At 69.8% G+C, this 22,071-nt stretch carries 18 protein-coding genes; 10 read left to right on the top strand and 8 right to left on the bottom strand.

Annotation, left to right across the window (positions count from 1 at the left end):
• Positions 1 to 125: 125 nt before the first annotated feature.
• Together A4W93_RS30725 and A4W93_RS20475 are read left to right on the top strand one after the other, a co-directional pair.
• Positions 126 to 1,667 carry a methyl-accepting chemotaxis protein gene (locus A4W93_RS30725; protein ID WP_099959946.1) on the top strand — a complete coding sequence of 514 codons (1,542 nt, stop codon included), beginning with the start codon at positions 126 to 128 and terminating at the stop codon, positions 1,665 to 1,667.
• Between the two features lie 57 nt (positions 1,668 to 1,724).
• Complete coding sequence (locus tag A4W93_RS20475; protein WP_085752366.1) at positions 1,725 to 2,708, top strand: bifunctional helix-turn-helix transcriptional regulator/GNAT family N-acetyltransferase; 984 nt, start codon at positions 1,725 to 1,727, stop codon at positions 2,706 to 2,708.
• A 56-nt stretch (positions 2,709 to 2,764) separates the two neighbouring features.
• On the opposite strand, the gene A4W93_RS20480 is transcribed toward A4W93_RS20475, so the two are convergent.
• Entirely contained in the window at positions 2,765 to 3,397 is a 633-nt protein-coding gene (locus tag A4W93_RS20480; RefSeq protein ID WP_085752367.1) for a LysE family translocator, read from the bottom strand.
• Between the two features lie 103 nt (positions 3,398 to 3,500).
• Positions 3,501 to 4,079, bottom strand: coding sequence for a helix-turn-helix domain-containing protein (locus A4W93_RS20485; RefSeq protein ID WP_085752368.1), 579 nt, complete (start codon positions 4,077 to 4,079; stop codon positions 3,501 to 3,503).
• 50 nt (positions 4,080 to 4,129) lie between these two features.
• Here A4W93_RS20485 and A4W93_RS20490 point away from each other — a divergent pair, with 50 nt between their 5' ends.
• Together A4W93_RS20490 and A4W93_RS20495 are read left to right on the top strand one after the other, a co-directional pair.
• Complete coding sequence (locus A4W93_RS20490) at positions 4,130 to 4,594, top strand: GNAT family N-acetyltransferase (RefSeq protein ID WP_085752369.1); 465 nt, start codon at positions 4,130 to 4,132, stop codon at positions 4,592 to 4,594.
• Positions 4,591 to 5,484: a DMT family transporter gene (locus A4W93_RS20495; protein WP_085752370.1), complete on the top strand. Its 894-nt coding sequence runs from the start codon at positions 4,591 to 4,593 to the stop codon at positions 5,482 to 5,484. The genes A4W93_RS20490 and A4W93_RS20495 overlap by 4 nt, the downstream gene beginning before the upstream one ends.
• Here the strand turns inward: A4W93_RS20495 and A4W93_RS20500 are convergent.
• From A4W93_RS20500 to A4W93_RS20525, 6 genes are all read right to left on the bottom strand, one after another.
• A complete protein-coding gene (locus A4W93_RS20500; protein WP_085752371.1) occupies positions 5,474 to 6,829 on the bottom strand; it encodes a methyl-accepting chemotaxis protein in 1,356 nt (451 codons plus the stop codon). The genes A4W93_RS20495 and A4W93_RS20500 overlap by 11 nt on opposite strands.
• A gap of 19 nt (positions 6,830 to 6,848) precedes the next feature.
• Complete coding sequence (locus tag A4W93_RS20505; RefSeq protein WP_085752372.1) at positions 6,849 to 7,562, bottom strand: RNA polymerase sigma factor FliA; 714 nt, start codon at positions 7,560 to 7,562, stop codon at positions 6,849 to 6,851.
• Between the two features lie 15 nt (positions 7,563 to 7,577).
• Positions 7,578 to 8,354 (bottom strand): MinD/ParA family ATP-binding protein, encoded by a 777-nt coding sequence (locus A4W93_RS20510; protein ID WP_085752373.1) that lies wholly within the window; start codon positions 8,352 to 8,354, stop codon positions 7,578 to 7,580.
• Between the two features lie 48 nt (positions 8,355 to 8,402).
• Positions 8,403 to 10,040: a flagellar biosynthesis GTPase FlhF gene (gene flhF / locus A4W93_RS20515; protein WP_085752374.1), complete on the bottom strand. Its 1,638-nt coding sequence runs from the start codon at positions 10,038 to 10,040 to the stop codon at positions 8,403 to 8,405.
• 73 nt (positions 10,041 to 10,113) lie between these two features.
• Complete coding sequence (flhA, locus tag A4W93_RS20520; RefSeq protein WP_085752375.1) at positions 10,114 to 12,204, bottom strand: flagellar biosynthesis protein FlhA; 2,091 nt, start codon at positions 12,202 to 12,204, stop codon at positions 10,114 to 10,116.
• 3 nt (positions 12,205 to 12,207) lie between these two features.
• Positions 12,208 to 13,347, bottom strand: coding sequence for an EscU/YscU/HrcU family type III secretion system export apparatus switch protein (locus A4W93_RS20525; RefSeq protein ID WP_085752376.1), 1,140 nt, complete (start codon positions 13,345 to 13,347; stop codon positions 12,208 to 12,210).
• A 259-nt stretch (positions 13,348 to 13,606) separates the two neighbouring features.
• Here A4W93_RS20525 and A4W93_RS20530 point away from each other — a divergent pair, with 259 nt between their 5' ends.
• From A4W93_RS20530 to A4W93_RS20555, 6 genes are all read left to right on the top strand, one after another.
• Positions 13,607 to 15,040, top strand: coding sequence for an alpha/beta hydrolase family protein (locus A4W93_RS20530; RefSeq protein ID WP_085752377.1), 1,434 nt, complete (start codon positions 13,607 to 13,609; stop codon positions 15,038 to 15,040).
• Positions 15,041 to 15,204: 164 nt separating this feature from the next.
• Positions 15,205 to 16,107: a methylglyoxal synthase gene (locus A4W93_RS20535; RefSeq protein WP_085752378.1), complete on the top strand. Its 903-nt coding sequence runs from the start codon at positions 15,205 to 15,207 to the stop codon at positions 16,105 to 16,107.
• Positions 16,108 to 16,198: 91 nt separating this feature from the next.
• Positions 16,199 to 18,325, top strand: coding sequence for a metallophosphoesterase family protein (locus A4W93_RS20540; protein WP_085752379.1), 2,127 nt, complete (start codon positions 16,199 to 16,201; stop codon positions 18,323 to 18,325).
• 131 nt (positions 18,326 to 18,456) lie between these two features.
• On the top strand, positions 18,457 to 20,001 hold the full coding sequence (locus tag A4W93_RS30730) for a methyl-accepting chemotaxis protein (protein WP_085752380.1): 1,545 nt from the start codon (positions 18,457 to 18,459) through the stop codon (positions 19,999 to 20,001).
• 97 nt (positions 20,002 to 20,098) lie between these two features.
• On the top strand, positions 20,099 to 20,731 hold the full coding sequence (locus tag A4W93_RS20550; protein WP_085752381.1) for an FMN-binding negative transcriptional regulator: 633 nt from the start codon (positions 20,099 to 20,101) through the stop codon (positions 20,729 to 20,731).
• Between the two features lie 68 nt (positions 20,732 to 20,799).
• A complete protein-coding gene (locus A4W93_RS20555; protein ID WP_157131716.1) occupies positions 20,800 to 22,068 on the top strand; it encodes a hypothetical protein in 1,269 nt (422 codons plus the stop codon).
• Positions 22,069 to 22,071 lie beyond the last annotated feature (3 nt).

Consider the following 22,071-nt stretch of genomic DNA (forward strand, 5'->3'; position numbering starts at 1 on the left):
GCGTGCGGACTTTCCTCACACGCCTTCGGTAAATCCGGTTGATCCAGGTCAAGGGTCGATGCCAGCGGCCGAGAACCCCGGTGAGGCGGCCACCCGGGCCGGCTCGTGGAACCCTGGAGTCACCGATGAAAACACTGTCCCTCACCATGCGGCTGCGGCTCATGGCGCTCACGATGACAGTGGCGATGCTGGGCGTCGCGGCCTATGCCGCCCTGTCCTACTACAACGCCTCGATCGAGCAGCGGCTGAGCACGACCCGTGCGGTCGTCGAGCAGTCGATCGCGATCGCCAAGAAATACAACGAGGAAGAGAAGGCGGGCCGGCTGAAGACGGCCGAGGCCCAGGCGAAGGCCAAGGCCGAGGTGATGGCCATCCGCTACGAGGGCTCGGAGTACGTGTTCATCGTCGACATGCACCCGCGCATGGTGGGCCACCCGATCAAGCCCGAGTTGGACGGCAAGGACGTCACCGCGAACAAGGACCCGAACGGCAAGCAGCTGTTCGTCGAGTTCGTCGCGACCGTCAAGGCGCACGGCAGCGGCTACGTCGACTACCTGTGGCCCAAGGTCGGCAGCGACAAGCCGGTGCCGAAGCGCTCGTACGTCGCCGGCTTCGCGCCGTGGGGCTGGGTGCTCGGTTCGGGCGTCTACACCGACACCGCCATGGCCGCGGCCTGGCGCTTCGCGGGCGTGACGCTCGCGGTGGGGCTCGCCATCGGCCTCGTGATGTTCGTGTTCGTGCACCGCTTCGCGAGCGCGCTGCAGCGCCGGCTCGCGGCCGCCGAATCGGCGCTGGGCGCCATCGCGGAGGGCGACCTGACGGCGTCCGTCGCACCGGGCCCCGATGACGAACTGGGCCGCCTGATGCGCTCGGTGGACCGCACCCGCGATGGCCTCGCCACCGTGATGCGCGACGTGCGTGCCTCGACCGGCAACGTCAGCTCGGCGAGCAGCGAGATCGCGCTCGGCAACCAGGACCTGTCGGTGCGCACCGAGACCATGGCCTCGAACCTGCAGCGCACGGCCAACGCCATGAGCCAGCTCGCGAGTGCCGTCAACCAGTCGAGCGACGCGGCCCGCCAGGCGAGCCAGCTCGCCACGTCGGCCGCCGACGTCGCGCAGCGCGGCGGCCAGGTGGTGGCCGAGGTCGTGGCCACGATGCAGGGCATCCACGACAGCTCACGGCGCATCACCGACATCATCTCGGTGATCGACGGCATCGCGTTCCAGACCAACATCCTCGCGCTCAACGCGGCCGTGGAGGCGGCGCGGGCCGGGGAACAGGGCCGCGGCTTCGCGGTGGTGGCGAACGAGGTGCGCACACTGGCGCAGCGGTCGGCCTCCGCAGCGCGCGAGATCAAGGGCCTGATCGGCGCGTCGACCGAACGCGTGGACACGGGCTCGCGCCTCGTGCAGGACGCGGGCGCCACGATGAGCGAGATCGTGGGCAGCGTGCAGCGGGTCAACGACATCATCGCGGAGATCTCCGCCGCGTCGAGCGAACAGTCCGGCAGCATCGGGCAGATCAACGGCTCGGTGACCCAGCTGGACCAGGTGACGCAGCAGAACGCCGCGCTGGTCGAGGAATCGGCCGCCGCCGCGGAGAGCCTGCGCGACCAGGCAGCGACCTTGTCGGACGTGCTCGGGCGATTCCGCCTGCCGGCATGATTTCGCTCAGGCAAGCAATTCCTTGCCAAAAGCAAATAAAGAGCCGATGATGCGCGGATGGACCCATCCGACCGCATCGAGGCCGTCCGGCGCTTCAACCGCTTCTACACGCGACGCATCGGCGCGCTGAACGAAGGCCTGCTCGACTCCGAGTTCACGCTGCCCGAATGCCGCGTGCTCTGGGAGCTGGCCCACGCCGACCCGGTGGCGGGCCTCACCGCCACCGACCTCGGGCGTGTGCTCGACCTGGACGCCGGCTACCTCAGCCGGCTGCTGCGCGGCCTCAAGGACCGGCAGCTGGTCGAGGCCCGCCGCAGCCCGAACGATGCCCGCCAGTCGCTGCTGCAACTCACGGCCGCGGGGCGGCGTGCGTTCAAGCCCCTCGACCGCCGTTCTCAGGAGCAGGTCGCGGATCAGCTCGCCGCACTCGGCGACGGCCAGCAGGTCGAACTGCTCCAGGCCTTCCAGCGCGTGCAGGACCTGCTCGCCGAACCCGGCGACAAGCCCGCGAAGAAGAGCTTCGTGCTGCGCCCCCACCGCCCCGGCGACCTCGGCTGGATCGTGTCCCGCCACGGTGCGCTGTACGCCCGCGAGTACCAGTGGGACATCGGCTTCGAATCGCTGGTGGCCCGCATCGCGGCGGACTTCGTCGACCGCTTCGACCCGCGCCGCGAAGCGTGCTGGATCGCGGAGCGCGACGGCGTGAACCTCGGCTGCGTGTGCCTCGTGCAGGCGCGCGACGAGGCGACCGATGCGCCCCTCGAAGGCACGGCCCAGCTGCGCCTGCTCCTCGTCGAGCCCACTGCACGCGGCATGGGCCTCGGTGACCGCCTCGTGGCCGAATGCCACCGCTTCGCCCGCGAGGCCGGCTACCAGCGCGTGAGGCTCTGGACGAACAGCCTGCTCACGGCCGCACGCCGCATCTACGGCAAGGCCGGCTACCGGTTCGTGTCGAGCGAACCGCACCACAGCTTCGGGCAGGACCTCGTGGGCGAGGTCTGGGAGCTCGACCTCACCACCACGTCCATCGGATCCCTCTGATTCGACCCAGGCACGCCCTGCTCTCGCATTCGTTCGCCGATGGCGACAACGGAACGTCACGCCCGCCGGTACAACGCCAGCAGGGCGGCAAATGATCCGAGGACAGCCGCGCAGCCACGGTTGAGGCGCCGCATGGCGTTGGCCGTGAGAAACCGGACCGCATGCGCACCGCCGGCGGCGTAACACACCATCGCCAGCGCATCCAGCACCGCCGTGCAGGCGGCAAGCAGCGCGTACTGCGGTACCAGCGGGGCGGCCGTGTCGATGAACTGGGGGACGAACGCCGAGAAGAAGAGCAGGCCTTTCGGGTTCGACAGCGCGACGAACAAGCTGCGCCGGAAGGCCCGGCCGACCTCGTGCCGGGAGCCGCGGGGCGGTGTGTCCCCCGCGATGACCAGCGGGACGGGACCGCTGCGCCACAGTTGCATCGCCAGCCAGCAGAGGTAGGCCACACCGACCCACTTGACGACGCGAAAGATCGTCTCGGAGGCCGTCAGCATGGCCCCCAGGCCCAGGGACACGGCGGTGATGAGCAGCACGTCCGACAAGGCGGCCCCCAGGATTCCCGCGGCGATGACGCTGCGCCGGCCCGTCGTGCCGTTGGCCAGGGCCAGCAGCATGGTCGGCCCCGGCAGCACCGTCACGGAGAAGCAGGCGACCCCATAGAGAAGCAGTACGGTGAGCGACATGAGGAAGAAGCGGTGGCTTGCGGCGGGCGCAGCTTTTCATGCAGAGCTTGCAACGTCAAGGGCGTCTCCCTCGGGTCGAAAGGGGCGCGCGGGACCCTCGACCTCAGCACGAAGCGGGGTCGTGGCGCTTCACCACCAGGTAGCGCGCCACCGCCGGCCCGTCATTGCGGAACGCGTGCTCCCGGTCCGCGTCGAGCCGCGCACAGTCGCCCGGCCGCAGTTCGAAGCGAACGCCACCGCTGTCGAGCACCAGCACCCCTTCGAGCAGCAGCACCTGCTCGTCGGACCGCAGGCTGGCAGACGGCGAGAAGGTCACGGCCTTGCCGGCCGGCAGCTCGATGGCAACGACCTCCACGTCGCCCTCGCCGCCAGTGGGTGACACGAGGCGGCGCACGTAGCCCGTCTCGGGATCGACCCACACCGGTTGTTCACCCACGCGGCGCAGCGCGGGCGCGGCCGCGCGCGGGGCGCTCATCAGCGACGACAGGCTGACGCCCATGGCCGCGCCCAGGCGGGCCAGCAGCACGGCGGTGGGGCTGCTCTCGCCGCGCTCGATCTTCGAGATCATGGCGCGGCTGACCCCGGCGCGTTCGGCGAGCTGCTCCAGGGTCCAGCGGCACCGCTGGCGCTCCTCGCGGACGCGCCGGGGGATCAGGCTTTCGGGAGAGTCGTGTTCGGCCATGAATTCCACTATAGTGGATAATCCACGATCGTGGAATTCCGCAGCCCCCCATGAAGATCGCCCTCGAACCCGCCAACCAGCCGGACGTGCTGACCCTCATCGACGAACTCGATGCGTACCAGAAGCCGCTCTACCCCGCCGAAAGCCACCACGGCATCGACATCGACGCGCTGAGCCAGCCCAACGTGCTGTTCGCGGTGGCCCGCGACGACATGGGCCGGGCCGTCGCCTGCGGGGCGCTGGTGGTGGGTGAGGCGTACGCCGAGCTGAAGCGCATGTACACGCTGCCGTCGCATCGCGGCCGGGGCCTCGCGAAGGCCGTGCTGACGCTGCTGGAGGACACGGCCCTCGCACGCGGCTGCGCCGTGTTCATGCTGGAGACGGGCTACCTCCAGCCCGAGGCCATCGCGTTCTACGAGCGCGCCGGCTACCGCCGCCGCGGCCCGTTCGGCGACTACGCGGACGATCCGAACAGCATCTTCATGGAGAAGCCCGCCCCCGGCCGCGCTGCATGAATTCCGCCGTTCACCCGGCGCCCGTGCTGGCGCTCGTCGTCAACGCCTTCGTCTGGGGCGTGTCGTGGTGGCCGTTCCGCCAGCTCCAGGCCATGGGGCTGCACCCGCTGTGGGCCACCGCGGTCATCTACGTGCTGTCGGCCGCCGTCATCGGGCTCTGGCGGCCCGGCGCCTGGCGGCTGCTGCGCACGACGCCCGCGCTCTGGCTCATCGTGCTGGCCTCCGGCACCACCAATGCGTCGTTCAACTGGGCAGTCAGCATCGGCGACGTGGTGCGGGTCGTGCTGCTGTTCTACCTGATGCCGGTGTGGGCGCTCCTGCTGGCGCGGGTGATGCTTCACGAGCGGTTCACCCGAGACGCGATCCTGCGCGTCGCGCTCGCGTTGGCCGGCGCCGTGCTCGTGCTCTGGCCGGCGGACCACCGCTTCGCCACCGCGGCGTTCTCGCTGCCTGACGTGCTGGCGGTGCTGGGCGGCTTCGCGTTCGCGCTGAACAACGTGATGCTGAGGCGCTCGGCCGGCATCCCGCAGGAAGGGCGTGCGCTGGCGATGTTCCTGGGCGGCGCGTCGGTGGCCGGCACGGCGGCGGCGCTGCTGTCGTCGGGGGCGGCGGGCGCCGCCATCGGCGTGGGCTGGCCCGCGGCATCGCTCGCCTGGCCCCTGCCCGTGCTGGGCCTGGCGCTGGCGTTCCTCGCCGCGAACCTGTGCCTGCAGTTCGGCGCGTCGCGCCTGCCCGCGACGGTGACCGCGGTGGTGATGCCGTGCGAGGTGCTGTTCGCCGCGCTGACGGCCGTGTGGTGGGGTGGCGAGACGCTGCACGCCACCGTGCTGGCCGGTGGCGCGCTGATCCTGTCGGCGACCCTGCTGAGCCTGGTGAAGCTCAGAAGTTGAAGGCGAGGCGCAGGCCGCCCCAGTGGCGGCCGTTCACCGTGATGGGCGCGGCCGCTTCCTTGAGCATCACGAACTTGCCGCCGCCCATGTCGCGGCGGTAGGTCTGCAGCAGGAACGGACGTTCGTTGCGTGCGGACGCGAGGCCCGTGCGGTCGTTGAAGATGCGGCGGTAGCGGCTGTTGGCGGTGTCCCACGCCAGGTCGCCGCGCTGCGGGTTGCAGTAGACCTTGTTGTGCGTGGCCACGTAGCCGTTGCGGTCCACGGCGATGCAGAACACCGCCTTCGCATGGGCTTCCAGCACCCGCTCCTGCACCTGCGGGAACAGGCGGTCGGCGAGGTCGACGAACCGCGTGGTGTGCTGGGCCGGGTTGGTGCCGGCGATGGGGCGGTAGGCCTCGTCGAAGAGGTCGGCGATCGTGACGGCGTTCGAACGCACGGCGTCTTCCAGCAGCGCGCCGATCTGGGCGGCGGCGTCGGTCACGGCGCGGATGAACGGGGTGTCTTCCGTCTCGAGACCGCACTCGGCCACGAGCTCGATCAGGTGTTCCGACACCTTCAGGAAGGCTTCGCTGCGGGTCATCGCCGAGTCGAGCGCATGGCTCGACCGGGTCATCTCGGTCTCGATCTGGGCCATCTGGCCGTTGAGCCCCTCGCACACCTCGCGGCTGCGGTCGGCCGCCGCGTTGATGCTGGAGACACCCGACTCCACGTCGCCCAGCGCCTTGTGGAAGGCGCCCTGGTCGGCGACGGTGTCGGCCTTGACCTGGATCTCGCGCGACAGCGCGGCGATGCGGCTGTCGAGCTGGCCCACGGTGCTCATGATGGCCTTGGACGATTGCTCCACCTTGGACGCGAGGTCCTTCACGGCGTCGGCGACCACGCCGAACCCGCGGCCGGCCTCGCCGGCGCGCTTGGCTTCCACCGACGCATTGAACGCGACGAGGCGGGTCTGCAGGGCGATCTGCGTGATCTCGCCGGCGGCGTTCGCGACGTCGCGCAGCGAGTCGACGATGCCGGCGACTTCCTCGCCCACGGCACCCACCGCGTCGCGGGCCCGGCCCACGGCGCCGAGGCTGCCGGTGGCGACGCCGCGGATGTCGGCCTGCGCGGCCGTGATGTTCTGGAGTTGCTGCGCGAGCGCCGCGACGGCCTGGGCCTGGCGGGCCGAGACCTTGATGGCGTCGTCGAGCTGGCCGCGCACTTCGGCGGCCTCGCGGCCCATGGTGGCCGACTGGTGGCTGATGGACTTCACCGCGGCGCGCAGGTCCGGTTCGGACGAGGCGGTCACGGGCGCCGTGGCGAGCACCGGTGACAGCGCAGCGGGCTTCTTGAAGAGTTGGAGCATGGTGGCACGCAGGGTCGTCTTACCACTCGCGCAGCTTCACGCGCAGCCGGGCGATCGACTGGCTGTGCAGCTGGCAGACACGCGACTCGGTGACCTTCAGCACCGCCGCGATCTCCTTCAGGTTCATGTCGTGCTCGTAGTACATCGACATCACGTACTGCTCGCGCTCGGGCAGCGTCTTGATGCCTTCGACCAGGGCCTCGCGCATGCGGTGGTCCTGCAGCTGGGCGAGCGGGTTGCCCGCCTCGTCGGCCACGTGGCGGTCGAGGAAGTCGTTGTCACCTTCGTCGCCGCTCATGTCTTCCAGGTACACGAGCTGGGTGCCACGCACCTTGCCGAGCAGTTCCTGGTATTCGACCAGCGTGACCCCCATCTCGCGGGCGATCTCGCTTTCGGCGGGGGCGCGGCCGAGCTTCTGCTCGAGCTTGTGCACGGCCGATTCGATGCTGCGCTGCTGCTTGCGCACGCCTCGCGACAGGTAGTCGTTGCCGCGCAGTTCGTCGAGCATCGCCCCGCGGATGCGCTGGGTGGCGAAGGTCTCGAACTGCACGCCCTGCTGGGCGTCGAAACGGCTCAGGGCGTCGGTCAGGCCGATCATGCCGACCTGGATCAGGTCGTCGAGCTCGACGTTCGCCGGCAGCTTCGCGATCATCTGGTGCGCGAGGCGGCGCACCAGCGGGCTGTACTGCTTGAGCATCGTGTTGACATCAAGTTGGCCTTTGGCGGTGTACATGGTGGCTCCGAGAGGTCAGTTCAGCACGTGCTGGTTCATCTGTGTGGGGCGCGTCATCGCGGTGCCGTACGGCGTGGACGGCGTGAGCACCTCGCGCGCCCAGCGGCGCAGCGCGGGGGCCGGGGCCTCGCGGGCATCGGACGCGGGGTCGACGTGCAGCCAGTCGCGCAGCACGGCGCCCAGGAAGCTGTCGGCGCACGACGCGAGCTGCGCGGCGATGCGTTCGACACGCGGTGACGTGGGGGCGGCGCACAGCAGCAGGTCGTGCACCATGAGGTTCGCGCGCTGCGTGAGCAGCTTCATCGCGGCGTAGGCGTGGGTCACGCTGGCCGGACGGTCGTCGGCCAGCAGCAGCGGGCGGGCCTCGCTGCGCATGAAGAGGCGGCACAGGTCCGATTCGCTCGCGTGCACCAGCATCACGTCCACATGGGGCATCACGTCGGACACCGCCTGCAGGAAGCCGGCCGTGGAGCCGGCCGAATCGACGTAGCGCAGCGGGAGGCCGCGCGCGGCCATGTACGACACCTGGGGGGACAGCGTCTCGATGCATTCGCCGAGGTCCATCACCGAGAGTTCGGAGGTGGCCGGGGCGCGGTCGGAGCAGTCGACCACCATCACGTGGGCGCCCTGTTCGGCGAAGGCGGTGCACAGTCGTTCCAGCATCACCCCGCCGAACGCCATGTGCGGGTTCGCGACGACCGGCACCATGCGCACGCGCGCGTGGGCGAACATCTGGCGCAGGCCGTGGGCCTGGTCGTGGGGGTAGTTGGAATCGGCGTAGTCGTCGTGCATGGCGGCAGGATCTGGGGAACGCAAGGTGTCGAGCGGATCAGGCGTGGATCAGGCGTGCAGTTGCGGGCGGGCGCGCTGGGCCTGCTGGCGGGCCGTGAAGATCAGGCTCACGTCGTCGGCGTCCATGCGGTAGGCCGGGTTGACGGCGGCGCGCAGGGCGCGGTGCACCAGGGCGTGGGCCGACAGGCGGTGCCAGTCTTCCGGCACGCGCTGGCCGTTGGCCACGCCCACCACCTTCAGCTTGTGGCGGATCACGGCGTCGAGGGCCGGGGCGAGCTTCACGGCTTCGTCCATCTTCGACAGCACGATGCCTTTGCACGACGCCGCCTTGTAGGCCAGCATCACGTCCTCGATGGTTTCACCCTGGGCCGAGGCGTTCACCACCAGCAGCTTCTGGATGGAACGGTGGGCCAGCATGTCGAGCAGTTCGCGGGTGCGGCTGTCGCGCTGGGCCATGCCGGCCGTGTCGATCAGCACCATCTTCTTGGACGACAGCAGTTCGAGCAGGTCTTCGAGCGAAGCACGGTCGTGGGCGGTGTGCACCGGCACGCCGAGGATGCGGCCGTAGGCGCGCAGCTGCTCGTGGGCGGCGACGCGGTAGGCGTCCAGCGTGATCAGCCCCAGGTTGGCCGCGCCGTACTTGGCGGCGAACGCGGCGGCGATCTTGGCGGTGCTGGTGGTCTTGCCGACGCCGGTGGAACCGATCATCGCGTAGACACCGCCCTGGTCTTCCAGGGCCGCTTCGTTCTCGCCGGTGAGCAGGTTGCGCTCGAGCACGTTGGCGGCCCAGGCGGTTTCGTCGGTCACGTCGGTGGGCAGGCTTTCGGTCAGCTTGCGGATCAGGGCGGGCGAGAAGCCGCAGTCGAGCAGCTTCTGGATCAGCTGGGCCTGCGCCGGGTGGCGCTGCATCTTTTCCATGAAGGCCAGCGCGCCGAAGCGGTCTTCGATCAGGCCCTTCATCGAACGCAGTTCGTTCATCATCGCCTGCTGTTCGCGGCGGGCGTTTTCCATCGAGGCGTTCGACAGCGCGTTGTCGGCGAGCGACGGCACGGGCATCGCGGCGGCGGCGGGCGTCATCGCGGCGGCCACCGGGGCCGTGGCGTGCACTTCCTCGCGCAGCACCGGCGGAGCGCGGTGGGTGGCCTGCTGGCGCACCGGGGCGGGCGCCGGGGCCGGGGCCACGTCGACGGGCTGGGCGGCCTTGGGCTGCATGGGCACCACGCGGGCGCTCAGGCGCTGCTCGAGGGCGGCCGGCAGTTGTTCGGGTTCGGCGGCGAACGTGGGTTCCTGGTGGCGCTGCTGTTCGGCGCGGATGGCGGCCTGGCGGCGCTTGAGCATGCGCTCGCGCACGTAGTCCTGGAAGGACAGCGTGCTCATCGACAGGCGGGCCACGTCGTCGGTCACGTCTTCCTCGGCGTGCTGCTGCACGGGCTGCTGCACCGGGGCGGCAGGGCGGGCCGCCGGCTTCGAGCGCGGGGCGGCGGCACGGGCCGGGGCCTGGGCACCGGGCATCGACGAGGCCGACAGGCGCTCGATCTGCTGGATGCTTTCCGGAGCCATCGCCAGCACTTCCACACCTTCCGCGCACGGCTTGGTGGACAGCACCACGGCGTCTTCGCCGAACGCCTGACGCACCAGGGTGAGGGCGTCGCGCGAGGTGCGCGCTGTAAACCGTTTGACGTTCATTTGAAGGTGCCTCCGAGGCGGGGAAAACGCGAATTCGAAACTTGACTAACTTGGGCGACTGGTGCGGCGCGGGTCATGGCGTTCCCCCGATGATCGACCCGATGCGGATCGAATGCGTCTCGGGGATCTCGCTGTGGCCGAGCACCTTCAGGCGGGGCGCGGCGCGCTTGAGCAGGCGGGCCATCGGGGCGCGGATCAGGTCCGGCACCAGCAGGCAGGCGGGGTGCCCGAGGTCTTCCTGGCGCTTGGCGGACTGGGCCGCGCTGCGGGCCAGCGTGTCGGCCACGCCCGGATCCAGCGCGGCGCCGTGCGGCGAGTTCAGGGCCTGGGTCACGATGCGTTCGAGTTCGGGTTCCAGCGCGATCACGTCGAGCTCCTGCACGGGGCCGTAGATCTGCTGGACGATGGAGGGGGCCAGGCTGATGCGGATGCGGCGGGCCAGTTCGGCCGGGTCGCTGACCACGGAAGCGTGTTCGGCCAGCGATTCGACGATGGAGCGCATGTCGCGGATGTGCACGCCCTCTTCCAGCAGCAGCTGCAGCACTTTCTGCAGGGCCGGAATGGCGACCATCTTCGGGACAACGTCTTCGATCATCTTGGGTGCCAACTTCGTCACGTGTTCCACCAGTTGCTGGACTTCGACGCGTCCGAGGAGTCGGGCCGCGTTCACTTGCATCAAGTGTGAAAGATGGGTGGCCACCACGGTCGAGCAATCAACGACGGTAAATCCGTTCATTTGGGCGGACTCGCGCTGGCGCTCCTCGATCCAGACGGCCGGCAGGCCGAAGGCCGGGTCGGTGGTCTTGGTGCCGATCAGGTTGGTCGTGGCACCACCGGGGTTGATGGCCAGCAGCATGCCCGGGAAGGCCTCGCCCTCGCCCACCACGGCGCCGCGCAGCGTCAGGCGGTACATGCTGGGCTTGAGTTCCAGGTTGTCGCGGATGTGCACGGGCGGCGGCAGGAAGCCGACGTCCTGGGCGAACTTGCGGCGAACGCCCTTGATGCGCTGCAGCAAGTCGCCCTGGCGGGCCTTGTCGACCAGCGCGATCAGGCGGTAGCCCACTTCCAGGCCCAGGGTGTCCACCGGCAGCAGGTCGTCCCAGCTGGCTTCGGCGTTCGGTTCCTGGGACGGCTGCACGGCGCGCGGCGGCGGTTCGGCGGCCTTGCGGAGGTTGCGCTTGTGCATCCACCAGGCGCCGTAGCCCAGCCCGCCCGAGATGATCAGGAAGACGATGTGTGGCATGCCCGGGATGATCCCCAGGAGGCCGATCACGCCGGCGGTGATGCCGATGGCGCGCGGCGAGCTGAACACCTGGCCGGAGATCTGCGTGCCGACGTCCTGTTCCTTGCCGACACGGGACACCACCAGGGCGGCCGCCACCGAGATCAGCAGCGCGGGCACCTGGGCGACGAGGGCGTCGCCGATGGCCAGCAGGATGTAGCTGTTGGCGGCCTGGGCGGCCGACAGGTCGTGCTGGACGACGCCGATGATGAAGCCGCCCACGATGTTGATCGCGAGGATCAGCAGGCCGGCCATGGCGTCGCCGCGCACGAACTTGCTGGCACCGTCCATGGAGCCGAAGAATTCCGCCTCGTCGCCCACTTCGGCGCGGCGGCGCTTGGCCTCGCGTTCGTCGATCAGGCCGGCGTTCAGGTCGGCGTCGATGGCCATCTGCTTGCCGGGCATGGCATCCAGGGTGAAGCGCGCGCCGACTTCGGCGATGCGCTCGGCGCCCTTGGTCACCACGACGAAGTTGATGACCACGAGGATGGCGAAGACGATCAGGCCGACCGCGAAGTTGCCGCCGATCAGGAAGTGGCCGAACGATTCGATCACCTTGCCGGCCGCGCCGGTGCCGGTGTGGCCTTCGAGCAGCACCACGCGGGTGGAGGCGATGTTCAGGGCGAGGCGCATCAGGGTGGTCAGCAGGATGACCATCGGGAAGGCCGAGAAGTCGAGCGGCTTGACCATGTAGGCCGCCACCATCATCACCATCAGCGCGATGGCGATGTTCATCGTGAACATGAAGTCGAGGGCGAATGCCGGCAGCGGCAGCACCATCATCGACAGCAGCAGGATGATGAAGATGGGCGCCATCAGGGCCTTGATGGCCGTGGCGTGGGGGCCCAGCAGGGCCTGCAGTTTGGCGATCAGTGCGTTCATCGATCAGCGCCCTGGTTTGTGGTGGGGGTCGAGCTCGACCGGGACGTTCAGTTCGGGCAGCGCGCCCGGCATGGCCATGCGGCCGGCGAGCGCGGCGCGCAGCTGGTACACGTAGGCCAGCACCTGCGCCACGGCGGAGAACAGCGCGGCGGGGATCTCACGGTCGACCTCGGCGTGGGCATACAGCGCACGGGCCAGCACCGGGGCCTGCAGCACCGGCACCTGGGCTTCCTTGGCCACGTCGCGGATCTTCATGGCCATCAGGTCGGCGCCCTTGGCGATCACGCGGGGGGCGCCCATCGCGGCCTCGTCGTACTTGAGGGCCACGGCGTAGTGGGTCGGGTTCATCACGACCAGGTCGGCCGAGGGGACCGCGGCGATCATCCGGCGGTTGGCCACCTCGCGCATGCGCTGGCGGATCTTCGCCTTCATCTCCATGTTGCCCTCGATGTCCTTGTGCTCCTGCTTGACTTCCTCGTGGCTCATCTTGAGCTTGTTGGCGTGCAGGTACTTCTGCAGCGGCACGTCCACGACCGCGAACACCACCAGCGCCACCAGCAGCAGCACCAGGCCGCCGAGGATCACCGAGCCGGCGTGCGACAGCGCGGCCGGCAGCGGCATCGCGAGCGCGCCGCCGAACGATTCCACGTGGCCCTTCAGGTAGAACGCGCCGATCGTTCCGAGGATCAGCGCCAGCAGCGAGGCCTTGAGCGCGTCGATCAGCTGCTGCTTCGAGAACAGGCGGCCGATGCCCGAGATCGGGTTCAGCTTCATCAGGTCCGGGGTCATCGGCTTGAAGGTCCAGACCCAGCCGCCGATGGCGATGCTGGCGCCGATGCCCACGAGGGCCATCAGGGCGCCCATGGGGACCACGATCATCAGCATCTTCATGGCCAGGTCGAGCAGGCGCTCGCCCATGAAGCCGGTGTTCTGCACGGAACTGGCGTTGAACGTCAGGCCGCTGGCCAGCAGGTCACGCAGCCAGGCCGACGCCGTGGGTGCGCCCGCCACCAGCACCCCGCCACCCACCGCGATGGCCGCGAGGTGGCCGAAGTCGCGCGAACGGGCGATCTGACCGTCTTCGCGGGCCTTCTGCAGCTTTCTCGCTGAGGCGGGTAATTGCTTGTTGTCTTGGTCGGACATGGCGGAGGGGAGGAATTCCTTCCGTCATTGTTCCAAGCGGGCCCGAAAACTTGAGGCCGATCAGAGGGGGAAAGGGGGTGCTGTTCCAACCACCGGGGACCTCGCACGGCCGCGGCGGGCTGGCGGTTCGTGAACGACCGCACGGATGCCGAAGCGGTATTTCTGCCCGACATTCAACGTATACGCAATGTCGTCATCCGTATATCATCATTCGACTGAACGCACGTTCGTTTGTCCGATGCTGTCTTCTGGAGTTCCCATGAGCCCTGCCGTTCCCCTCCCCCTCCGCCGGATCACCCTGCTGGCGTCCACCGCCGTCCTCGTCGCCTGCGGCACCCCGGCGCCCACGGCCCCGACGATCGCCGCCGCACCCGTGGCCCCCGCCCGTGCGCCGGGCGACGCCTGCGAGCGTCCCATCGACCACGAATCCCCCGCGCCGGGTTCCGACGCCTGGAAGGCCCGCGACGCCGCGAACTTCCAGTGCGCCCGCCAGCGCCTGGCCGACCTCGCCCAGCAGCCCGCGGCCTTCTTCCCGCCCGGCAAGATGCCCGTGCTGGACGCCTACCGCGTGCCCACCCGCAACGCCGGCGTCCGGTTCCGCTTCGAGCAGGTCACCACGCCGAACCGCTCGGGCCAGCCCATCACCGTCGAGATCTACCGACCCTGCGCCACGGGCGACTGCCCGAACCTGCCGGCCGGCCTGAAGCGGGTCGACGGCCCCTACCCCACGGTCGTGATCGTGCACGGCGGCTACAGCTCGCGCCGCCTGCACTGGTCCGCCGCCCAGGCGCTGGCCGAGGCCGGCTACATGACCGTCTCGCTCGAGACCACGGCACCGATGAACGTGCACGCGCTCGACACGCAGGACGTGGTCGACTGGCTGTTCGCCACCCCGCAGGCGCCGCTGGCCAGCGGCGGCCACTTCCCCCGCTGGCAGGACCTCGACCGCAAGGCGGTGGGCATCGCCGGCCATTCGCAGGGCGGCAGCACCGCGAGCCTGCTGGGCCAGACCGACGCCCGCCTGTCGGCCATCGTCGCGTGGGACAACCTCACGGCGCTGAACACCGGCTGGGTCGACAAGCTCGGCACCGACCCCAAGCCCGGCACGCCCATCCGCACGCCCGCGATCGGCATCGGCGCCGACTACTACTTCAAGCCGGTCCCCTACGACGCCGCGCCGGAACCGGCCCCGTCGAACGCCCAGGGCGGCCGCGGCCGCGGCGACGGACCGCACCCGAAGGACCTCGGCTTCCAGGAACTGAAGGCCGCCGGCGTGGACACCATGCTCGTGATGCCGCGCGCGGCCACCCACCTCGACTACTCGCTGTTCGGCGGCGGCACCAGCCGCTACGGCGAGGCCGTGATCCAGTACTACACGCTCGCCTGGTTCGACCGCTACCTGAAGGGCCCGCGCGACGCGGCCGTGGCCCGCGACGCCTACCGGCGCCTCACCGCGTCCACCTTCGACGGCTCGATCGACCGCCACAACATCAGCCAGGGCCTCTACGACAAGGCCGCCGCCACCGCCGCGGGCGACCCGTACGCCGGCAACCGCCCGTACACCCTCGACGGGCAACCGGTGCACGACCGGCTGTCGTTCTACTTCGCGTCGCGGTGCAGCCTGACGGAGCCGGGGACGGGGGCGAAGGCCACGTCGGACGACCTGCGCGGCAAGGGGTGCCCGGCGCGCTGATCGCGATAAAACATGTTGTCATCCCGGCGAAGGCCGGGACCTTCGGCGGGGGCCCAGGGTCCCGGCATTCGCCGGGATGACATGCGCTTGGGGGCGGGCAGCATTGCGGGATCGGTCCAGTACGGCAAGAATCGGCCCGTCCCATTGCCTCCTTCCCGACCCCGATGCCCACCTCCCCCGCCCGCCGCTTCGGCCTCGCCGCCAGCAAACTCCACCGCGCCTCGCCCGACGGCGGCCTGCTTTCCTGGTCACGCCACAGCGGCGCGGCCATCCGCGCGATGGGCCTGCGGCTTCATGCGGTGGGCGGCGCGTACGCCACGCTCTCCCGCTCGGCCGACCTCGGCGGCTACGAGGGTCTGGTCGCCTACCCCTCGGGCGGCGAAGGCGGCCTGATGCGCCTCGTCTCGCACATCGCCGGCGGCGCCTACGAGAACCAGGAGATCGACGGCATCGTCTACCTGATCGACCCCGTCGACCCGTCCACCCTGTACCCCGAGGCCCAGGCCCTCAAGCGCCAGTGCGTCACGCACCAGAAGCCGTTCATCTCCACCGTGGCCGGCGCCATCGAGTGGATGGCGGTGGAGGCCGTGCACGCGGGCCACGTCGACGACACGACCCGCCAGTTGCTCGACGTCTCGAAGCGCAACCTCGCGCTGATCGCCCACGACGCGCTGAAGGACCGCATGGTCGAGTTCGCCGCCGAGAACTTCGACCTCCTGAGCCGCGCCCCCACCCGCGTGGCCACCGGCACCACCGGCCAGCGCCTCAACGAACTCGCGTGGTCGCGCGGCTGGCCGCAGGGCACGCCGTGGGTGCACCGCTACCTGAGCGGCCCGCTGGGTGGCGACGCGCAGATCGCCGAACTCGTGCTCGACCAGCGCTGCGACAAGGTGCTGTTCTTCGAGGACCCGCACGTCGCCCGCCAGCACGAGGCCGACATCCAGCTGCTCGAACGTTCGGTGTGCAGCGTCACGCGCCACGCCACGTGTGCGAACTCGCCGGCCATGGCGCGGCGGTGGGCGCAGGCGGTCACCCTCGCGTCGGGAACACAAGCCGTTCGCACTTGATCGATCTGGCGCGGCATGCCGCGCCGGTTCGTCACACGCGAGTCACCGTGGGTCGCGAGCATCGCGGGTTTTCAGCATTGGAACCCGTTCCATGACCCACGTCTCCAGCCGCCTCGCCGCCGCGTGTGCCCTGCTGGCCCTCGCGGCCTGCAACAGCGACTCCAGCACCACCCCCACGCCGCCTCCCGCCGCATTCTCCCCGTCGGTCGCCTTCATGACCGACGTGCACTTCGAGAACGTCTACGGCGACTTCAAGACCACGGCCTTCACCGGCATCCCGCGCGCCGACGGCAAGAACGCGACCATCCGGACGATGTACGCGCAGCTCACGTCGACGCGGCTCTTCAACGAGAACTACTTCGCCTTCCGCGCCGCCCTCGACGACGCGAACGCGAAGGGCATCAAGTTCGTGGCGCTGCCGGGCGACTACTCGGACGACGCCCAGCCGGTCAACATCGACGGCATCGCCGAGATCCTTCGCGAGTACCAGGCCAAGGGCATGCGCTTCTTCCTCGCCCCGGGCAACCACGACCCCAACGAACCGCACGACGACGACGAAGCAGGCAAGAACGACTTCCTGACGAAGGACGGCAAGGAGCAGAAGGTCTACGCCACCGGCAACGCCGCGTGCAAGGCCGCCGACCCGACCGTCGCCTGCACCGACCAGCTGAAGGAGTTGGGCTACGAAGGCCTGCTGAACCGCCTGGGCGCCTTCGGCTTCGCACCGAACGCGAACGACGTGCACTGGGAAACCCCGTTCAGCAAGTACCCGAACGGCACGTACTCGTACACGGAAGCGCAGAAGAGCGCCGAGTTCACCAACCGCCAGTTCGAGCTGTGCCTCGAAGGCGAAGGTGGTGCGTACAAGCCCGCGGGCGCGGCCTACACGAGGTGCAGCAGCGTGACGGACGCGAGCTACCTCGTCGAGCCGGTCAAGGGGCTGTGGCTGCTGTCGATCGACGCGAACGTGTACCTGCCGAACGCGAAGTTCGACGCCACGAACCCGAAGAGCTTCAAGGGCTTCGACAGCGCGGGCAACGCGGGCTGGAACAAGGTGCTCACGCACAAGAAGCACCTCGTCGAATGGATCGCCAGCGTCAACGCGCGCGCCAAGGCGCAGGGCAAGCAGCTGATCGCCTTCTCGCACTACCCGACGATGGACTTCTACGCGAACCAGACGGACGCGATGAAGGCCGTGTTCAAGTCCGGCGCCTTCCAGACGGCCCGGGTCCCCGAGGTGGCCACGACCACCGGCGTGGTCAACACCGGCCTGCGCCTGCACGTGGGCGGCCACATGCACTTCAACGGCACGAACGACGTGGCCGACGCCGCGGGCAACTGGCTCGTGAACGTTCAGTCGCCGTCGCTCGCCGTGTACGGCGCGGCCTACAAGATCGTCACGTACAAGGACGCCGACACCGTGGACGTGCAGACCGTCGCGCTGAACGACGTGCCGCGCTTCAAGGAACTGTTCCCGCACTACGAGGTGGAGTACGCCTACCTGCAGAACAGCACCGCCGCCGCCGACATCGCCAAGCGCTGGAACCACGGCGTGCTCGACACGACGAGCTATGCCGACTTCACCCGTTACTACTTCGGCGAACTCTCGCGCCTGCGCTTCATGGATGAATACTGGCCCTGCGAGATGAAGGAAGCCGCCACCACCCTGAACCTCGCGCAGATGCTGACGATGACGCAGCTGCAGACCTCGGTGAAGGTGTCCGAACTGAAGGACCAGACCGGCGTGCTGCCGCTGACCGCCACGTGTTTCGCCGCGGGCACGGCTTCGGGCGCCCCCGCCGCGGCCGGCCAACTGGCCGCCGACTGGGCCACCGCCACCACGAAGGCCCGCCAGCTCGCCACCGCCGCGGGCGTGGACTTCGACGCGATGGCCAAGGTCACCGCCTACGACTTCCACGGCGACTTCCACCGCACCGTGTACGCGGGCGAACTGGCGCTGCGCGGCATGGGCGAGGCCCGCGTCAAGCAGTACAAGCTGCTGATGTCGGCGTTCCCGGCCAGCCCCGCCGCGCCGGTGAAGATCGCCGACAAGCTGTCGGACCAGAACGCGGTGCAGGTCGCCTTCCAGTCGCAGTTCAAGCAGGTCTTCTCGATCCTGAAGGGCCTCGGCTCGGGCAAGCCGAGCGACCACTTCGTCATCGACTACAAGAAGAAGACGCTGACCAACGCCAACACGGGGGCGGTGAGCTTCAACTGAGGGACCCTCTCGCGTGAGTGGACGTCCGTCCACTTCCGCGGGACTCTGGAATCGATTCCAAAAGGGGTTCAGACGCGGAGGAACGTGCCGATATCCGGGGTTTGAACGCCCCTCTCACCCGGCCCGTCCCCATGAACAACCTCTCGATCGGCAAACGACTCGCCCTGGCCTTCGGCCTGGTGCTGCTGCTCACCGCGATGATCACGCTGCTCGGCCTGTGGCGCCTCCAGGGCACCTCGCAGGCCACGGCGGAGATGATGGCCGAGCCGCTGACCAAGGAACGCCTGATCGGCGACTGGTACCGCAACATCCAGACCGGCGTGCGCCGCACCACCGCCATCGTCAAGAGCAACGACCCGGCGCTGGCCACGTTCTTCGCCGAGGAGGCCAAGGCCTCCTCGAAGGCCTCTGGCGAGTACCAGAAGTCCATCGAGGCGCTGCTGCGCACCGACGAGGAGCTGGCCCTCTTCAAGAGCATCTCGGAGCACCGCAAGGTCTACCTGAGCTCGCGCGACGAGATCTCGAAGTTCAAGAAGGATGGCGACGTGGCCCAGGCCACGAAGGTGTTCGACGACGTGTTCACGCCGGCATCCAACGCCTTCATCGCCGACGTGCAGAAGCTGCTGGACCGCCAGCGCGAGAGCATCGACGCCAGCGCGAGCCGCATCCACGACACCAACGCCTCCAGCCGCAACCTGATCCTCGCCCTCGGCCTGCTGGCCGTGGTGGTGGGCGGCGTGTTCGCCGTGGTGATCACGCGCGGCGTGACCGGCCCCATCGCCTCGGCGGTGAGTGCCGCCCAGCGCGTCGCCGCCGGCGACCTCGGCCAGTCGATCGACTCCACGGCCCGCGACGAGACCGGTGTGCTGCTGCGCGCCCTCAAGGACATGCAGGGCCGCCTGCAGACCGTGCTGCGCGACGTGCGCGACAACGCCGAGGGCGTGGCCACGGCCTCGGCCGAGATCGCGTCGGGCAACAGCGACCTGAGCGCCCGCACCGAACAGCAGGCGAGCGCGCTGCAGGAAACCGCCGCGACGATGGAGCAGCTCGGCATCACCGTGCGCAACAACGCGGAGAACGCGAACCACGCCAACCAGCTGGCCCGCGAGGCCAACACGCTCGCGACGCAAGGCGGCGAGGTCGTCGGCCAGGTGGTGCGCACGATGAGCGACATCAACGCCGGCTCGCGCAAGATCGGCGACATCATCGGCACGATCGACGGCATCGCCTTCCAGACCAACATCCTCGCGCTGAACGCCGCCGTGGAAGCCGCGCGTGCCGGCGAACAGGGCCGCGGCTTCGCGGTGGTGGCCTCCGAGGTGCGGTCGCTCGCGCAGCGCAGCGCGCAGGCCGCCAAGGAGATCAAGACGCTCATCAACAGCAGCGTCGAGCAAGTCGAACAGGGCACGGCCCTCGTGGACCAGGCCGGAGCCCGCATGGGCGAGATCGTGGGCGCCATCCAGCGCGTGAGCGACATCGTCGCCGAGATCAGCTCGGCCAGCGCCGAGCAGCGCTCGGGCGTCGGTCAGATCGGCCAGGCCGTCGACCAGATGGACCAGGCGACGCAGCAGAACGCCGCGCTGGTCGAGGAAGGTGCCGCCGCGGCCGAGAGCCTCAAGCACCAGGCCGCCCGCTTGCTGCAGACGGTGGGTGTGTTCAAGCTGGCCGCCGCCTGACGGCCCCGGCATGGCGCGGGGTTCAACCCGCGCTATGCCAACCGCGGTTTTTTGGGCAAAGTGGGGGCTGTCGTTCCATCCTCTGCACAGCCCGCCCATGTACGTCCCCCCGCAATTCGCCGAACCCGAGGCGGACGCCCTCCACCGCATCATCCGCGAGCACCCGCTGGGCATGCTCGTGACCCACACCGGCGCGGGCCTGGACGCCAACCACGTCCCCTTCCTCTTCGACGCCGACCAGGGCGAGCACGGCGTGCTGCTCGCCCACGTGGCCCGCGCGAACCCCGTCTGGCGCAACGTCGCGGACGGCGCCCCGGTGATGGTGGTGTTCCGCGGCGCGCAGGGCTACATCTCGCCCAACTGGTATCCCGGCAAGCAGGAAACCCACCGCCGCGTGCCCACGTGGAACTACGAGGTCGTGCACGCCCACGGCACGCTCCACGTGCACGACGACGAGAAGTTCGTGCGCGGCGTGGTCGCGCGGCTGACGCGCGAACACGAGGCGAAGCAGCCGGAGCCGTGGAAGATGGGCGACGCACCGGCCGACTACCTGGCGGAGGAACTGCGCCACATCGTCGGCATCGAGGTGCGGGTCACGCGGCTCGACGGCAAGCGCAAGCTGAACCAGCACTACGACCTGGCGGACCGCGAAGGCGCGATCCGGGGGCTGGAGGCCAGCGGCCAGTCCGCGCTGGCGCACGTGATGAAGGACACCCTTCCGAAGGCGTGAGGACGCTGCCGCGAACCCTTAGACTGGCGCGGCTTCCAGCGAACGACAACACACCCCGGGAGGTGACGGTGATTCGACGATCCAGGCACGCGGGACTCGCCGCGGCACTGCTGCCGCTCGCCTTCGCGCTCGTGTCCCTGCCCGCCGCTGCGGCCCGGCAGCTCTGGCTCGCCGCCCCGGGCACCCCGGCCGTCGACCTGCACGGCAGCGGCTGGCACGCCATCGTGCTCGACGGCACGCACCTGGTCGTCGCGCCGGTCACCGGCACCCGCCCCGCCGACGGGCGCACCGCCAGCGCGAAGACCGAGGCCGATCTCCCCCGCCTCGCCGCGGCGGACTTCCAGCCCGAAGGCCCGGCGCTCGACCTGCCCCCCGGCGCCCTCTTCGCGGCGCAGGCCACCGACGACGACGCGACGACACGCGGGGTCCTTCCCTATCCGCCGGGACGCCACCCCTCGCTGCTGGACGCCCCGGCACGCCTGCGCCCGGGCTGGTCGGCCACGGTGCGGCTCGGCGGTGGGCCGGTCACCGTGTCGGCGCGGGGGCCCCTTCGTCCCGACGGCGTGCCCCTCGATGGGGGCCTGGCCCTGTACACGTCCGCCGCGGGCAAGGACGCCACGGTGCTGCTGCCCCCGGCCCACGGGACGGGCTACGCGCTCCAGGAGCTGCTGTGGCTCGGCGATGCGAACGGCGACGGGCTGGCGGACGTGATCGTGCGGCGCGTGGCGCCCTCCGGGCAGGTGGACCATGCGGTCGTGTTCGGCGGGCTGGTCGCCTCCGCGAGCATCGACCCGGACCACCCGGCCACCGCGTTCTCCTCCGGCGCCGACGAGGCGGAGAACCCGGAGACCGCCGCGATCGGCGTCTGGCGGCACGCCGGCGACACCCGCCCCCTGCCCCCGCCCCGGTTCGGCACCGCGGCCTTCACGGTCTCCTCCGAGACCTGGTTCGCCGCCACGGCGGGCCCGCCGGCCCTGCCCGCCCGTTTCGTCGACCGGCAACTGGACCTGGCCAGCGAGAGGTTGCGGTTCACGCTCGACTACCAGCCGCTCGCGGGGTACGACGCGGCCCTCGGTTCCAGCGCACCGGAGGGCGCCCACCACCTGGGCCCGGTGCTCGTGCGGGTGCACTTCCGCCAGCGCACGCAGGTGCTGATGCAGGCCGCCGACCCCGATGGCGCCCCCTTGCGGGTGCAGGTGGACCAGCTCGGCGGCCAACCCGCCATCGCCATCGACTACCAGCCGCACTACAACAACCAGTACCGCATCACGTGGCTCTGGAACCCGGCAACCGGACGCTTCGAGCGGTCGTTCATCCGCCACTCGCAGGGTTGCTAGAGA

This window comes from Piscinibacter gummiphilus (assembly GCF_002116905.1).
Taxonomy (GTDB): Bacteria; Pseudomonadota; Gammaproteobacteria; order Burkholderiales; family Burkholderiaceae_C; genus Rhizobacter; species Rhizobacter gummiphilus.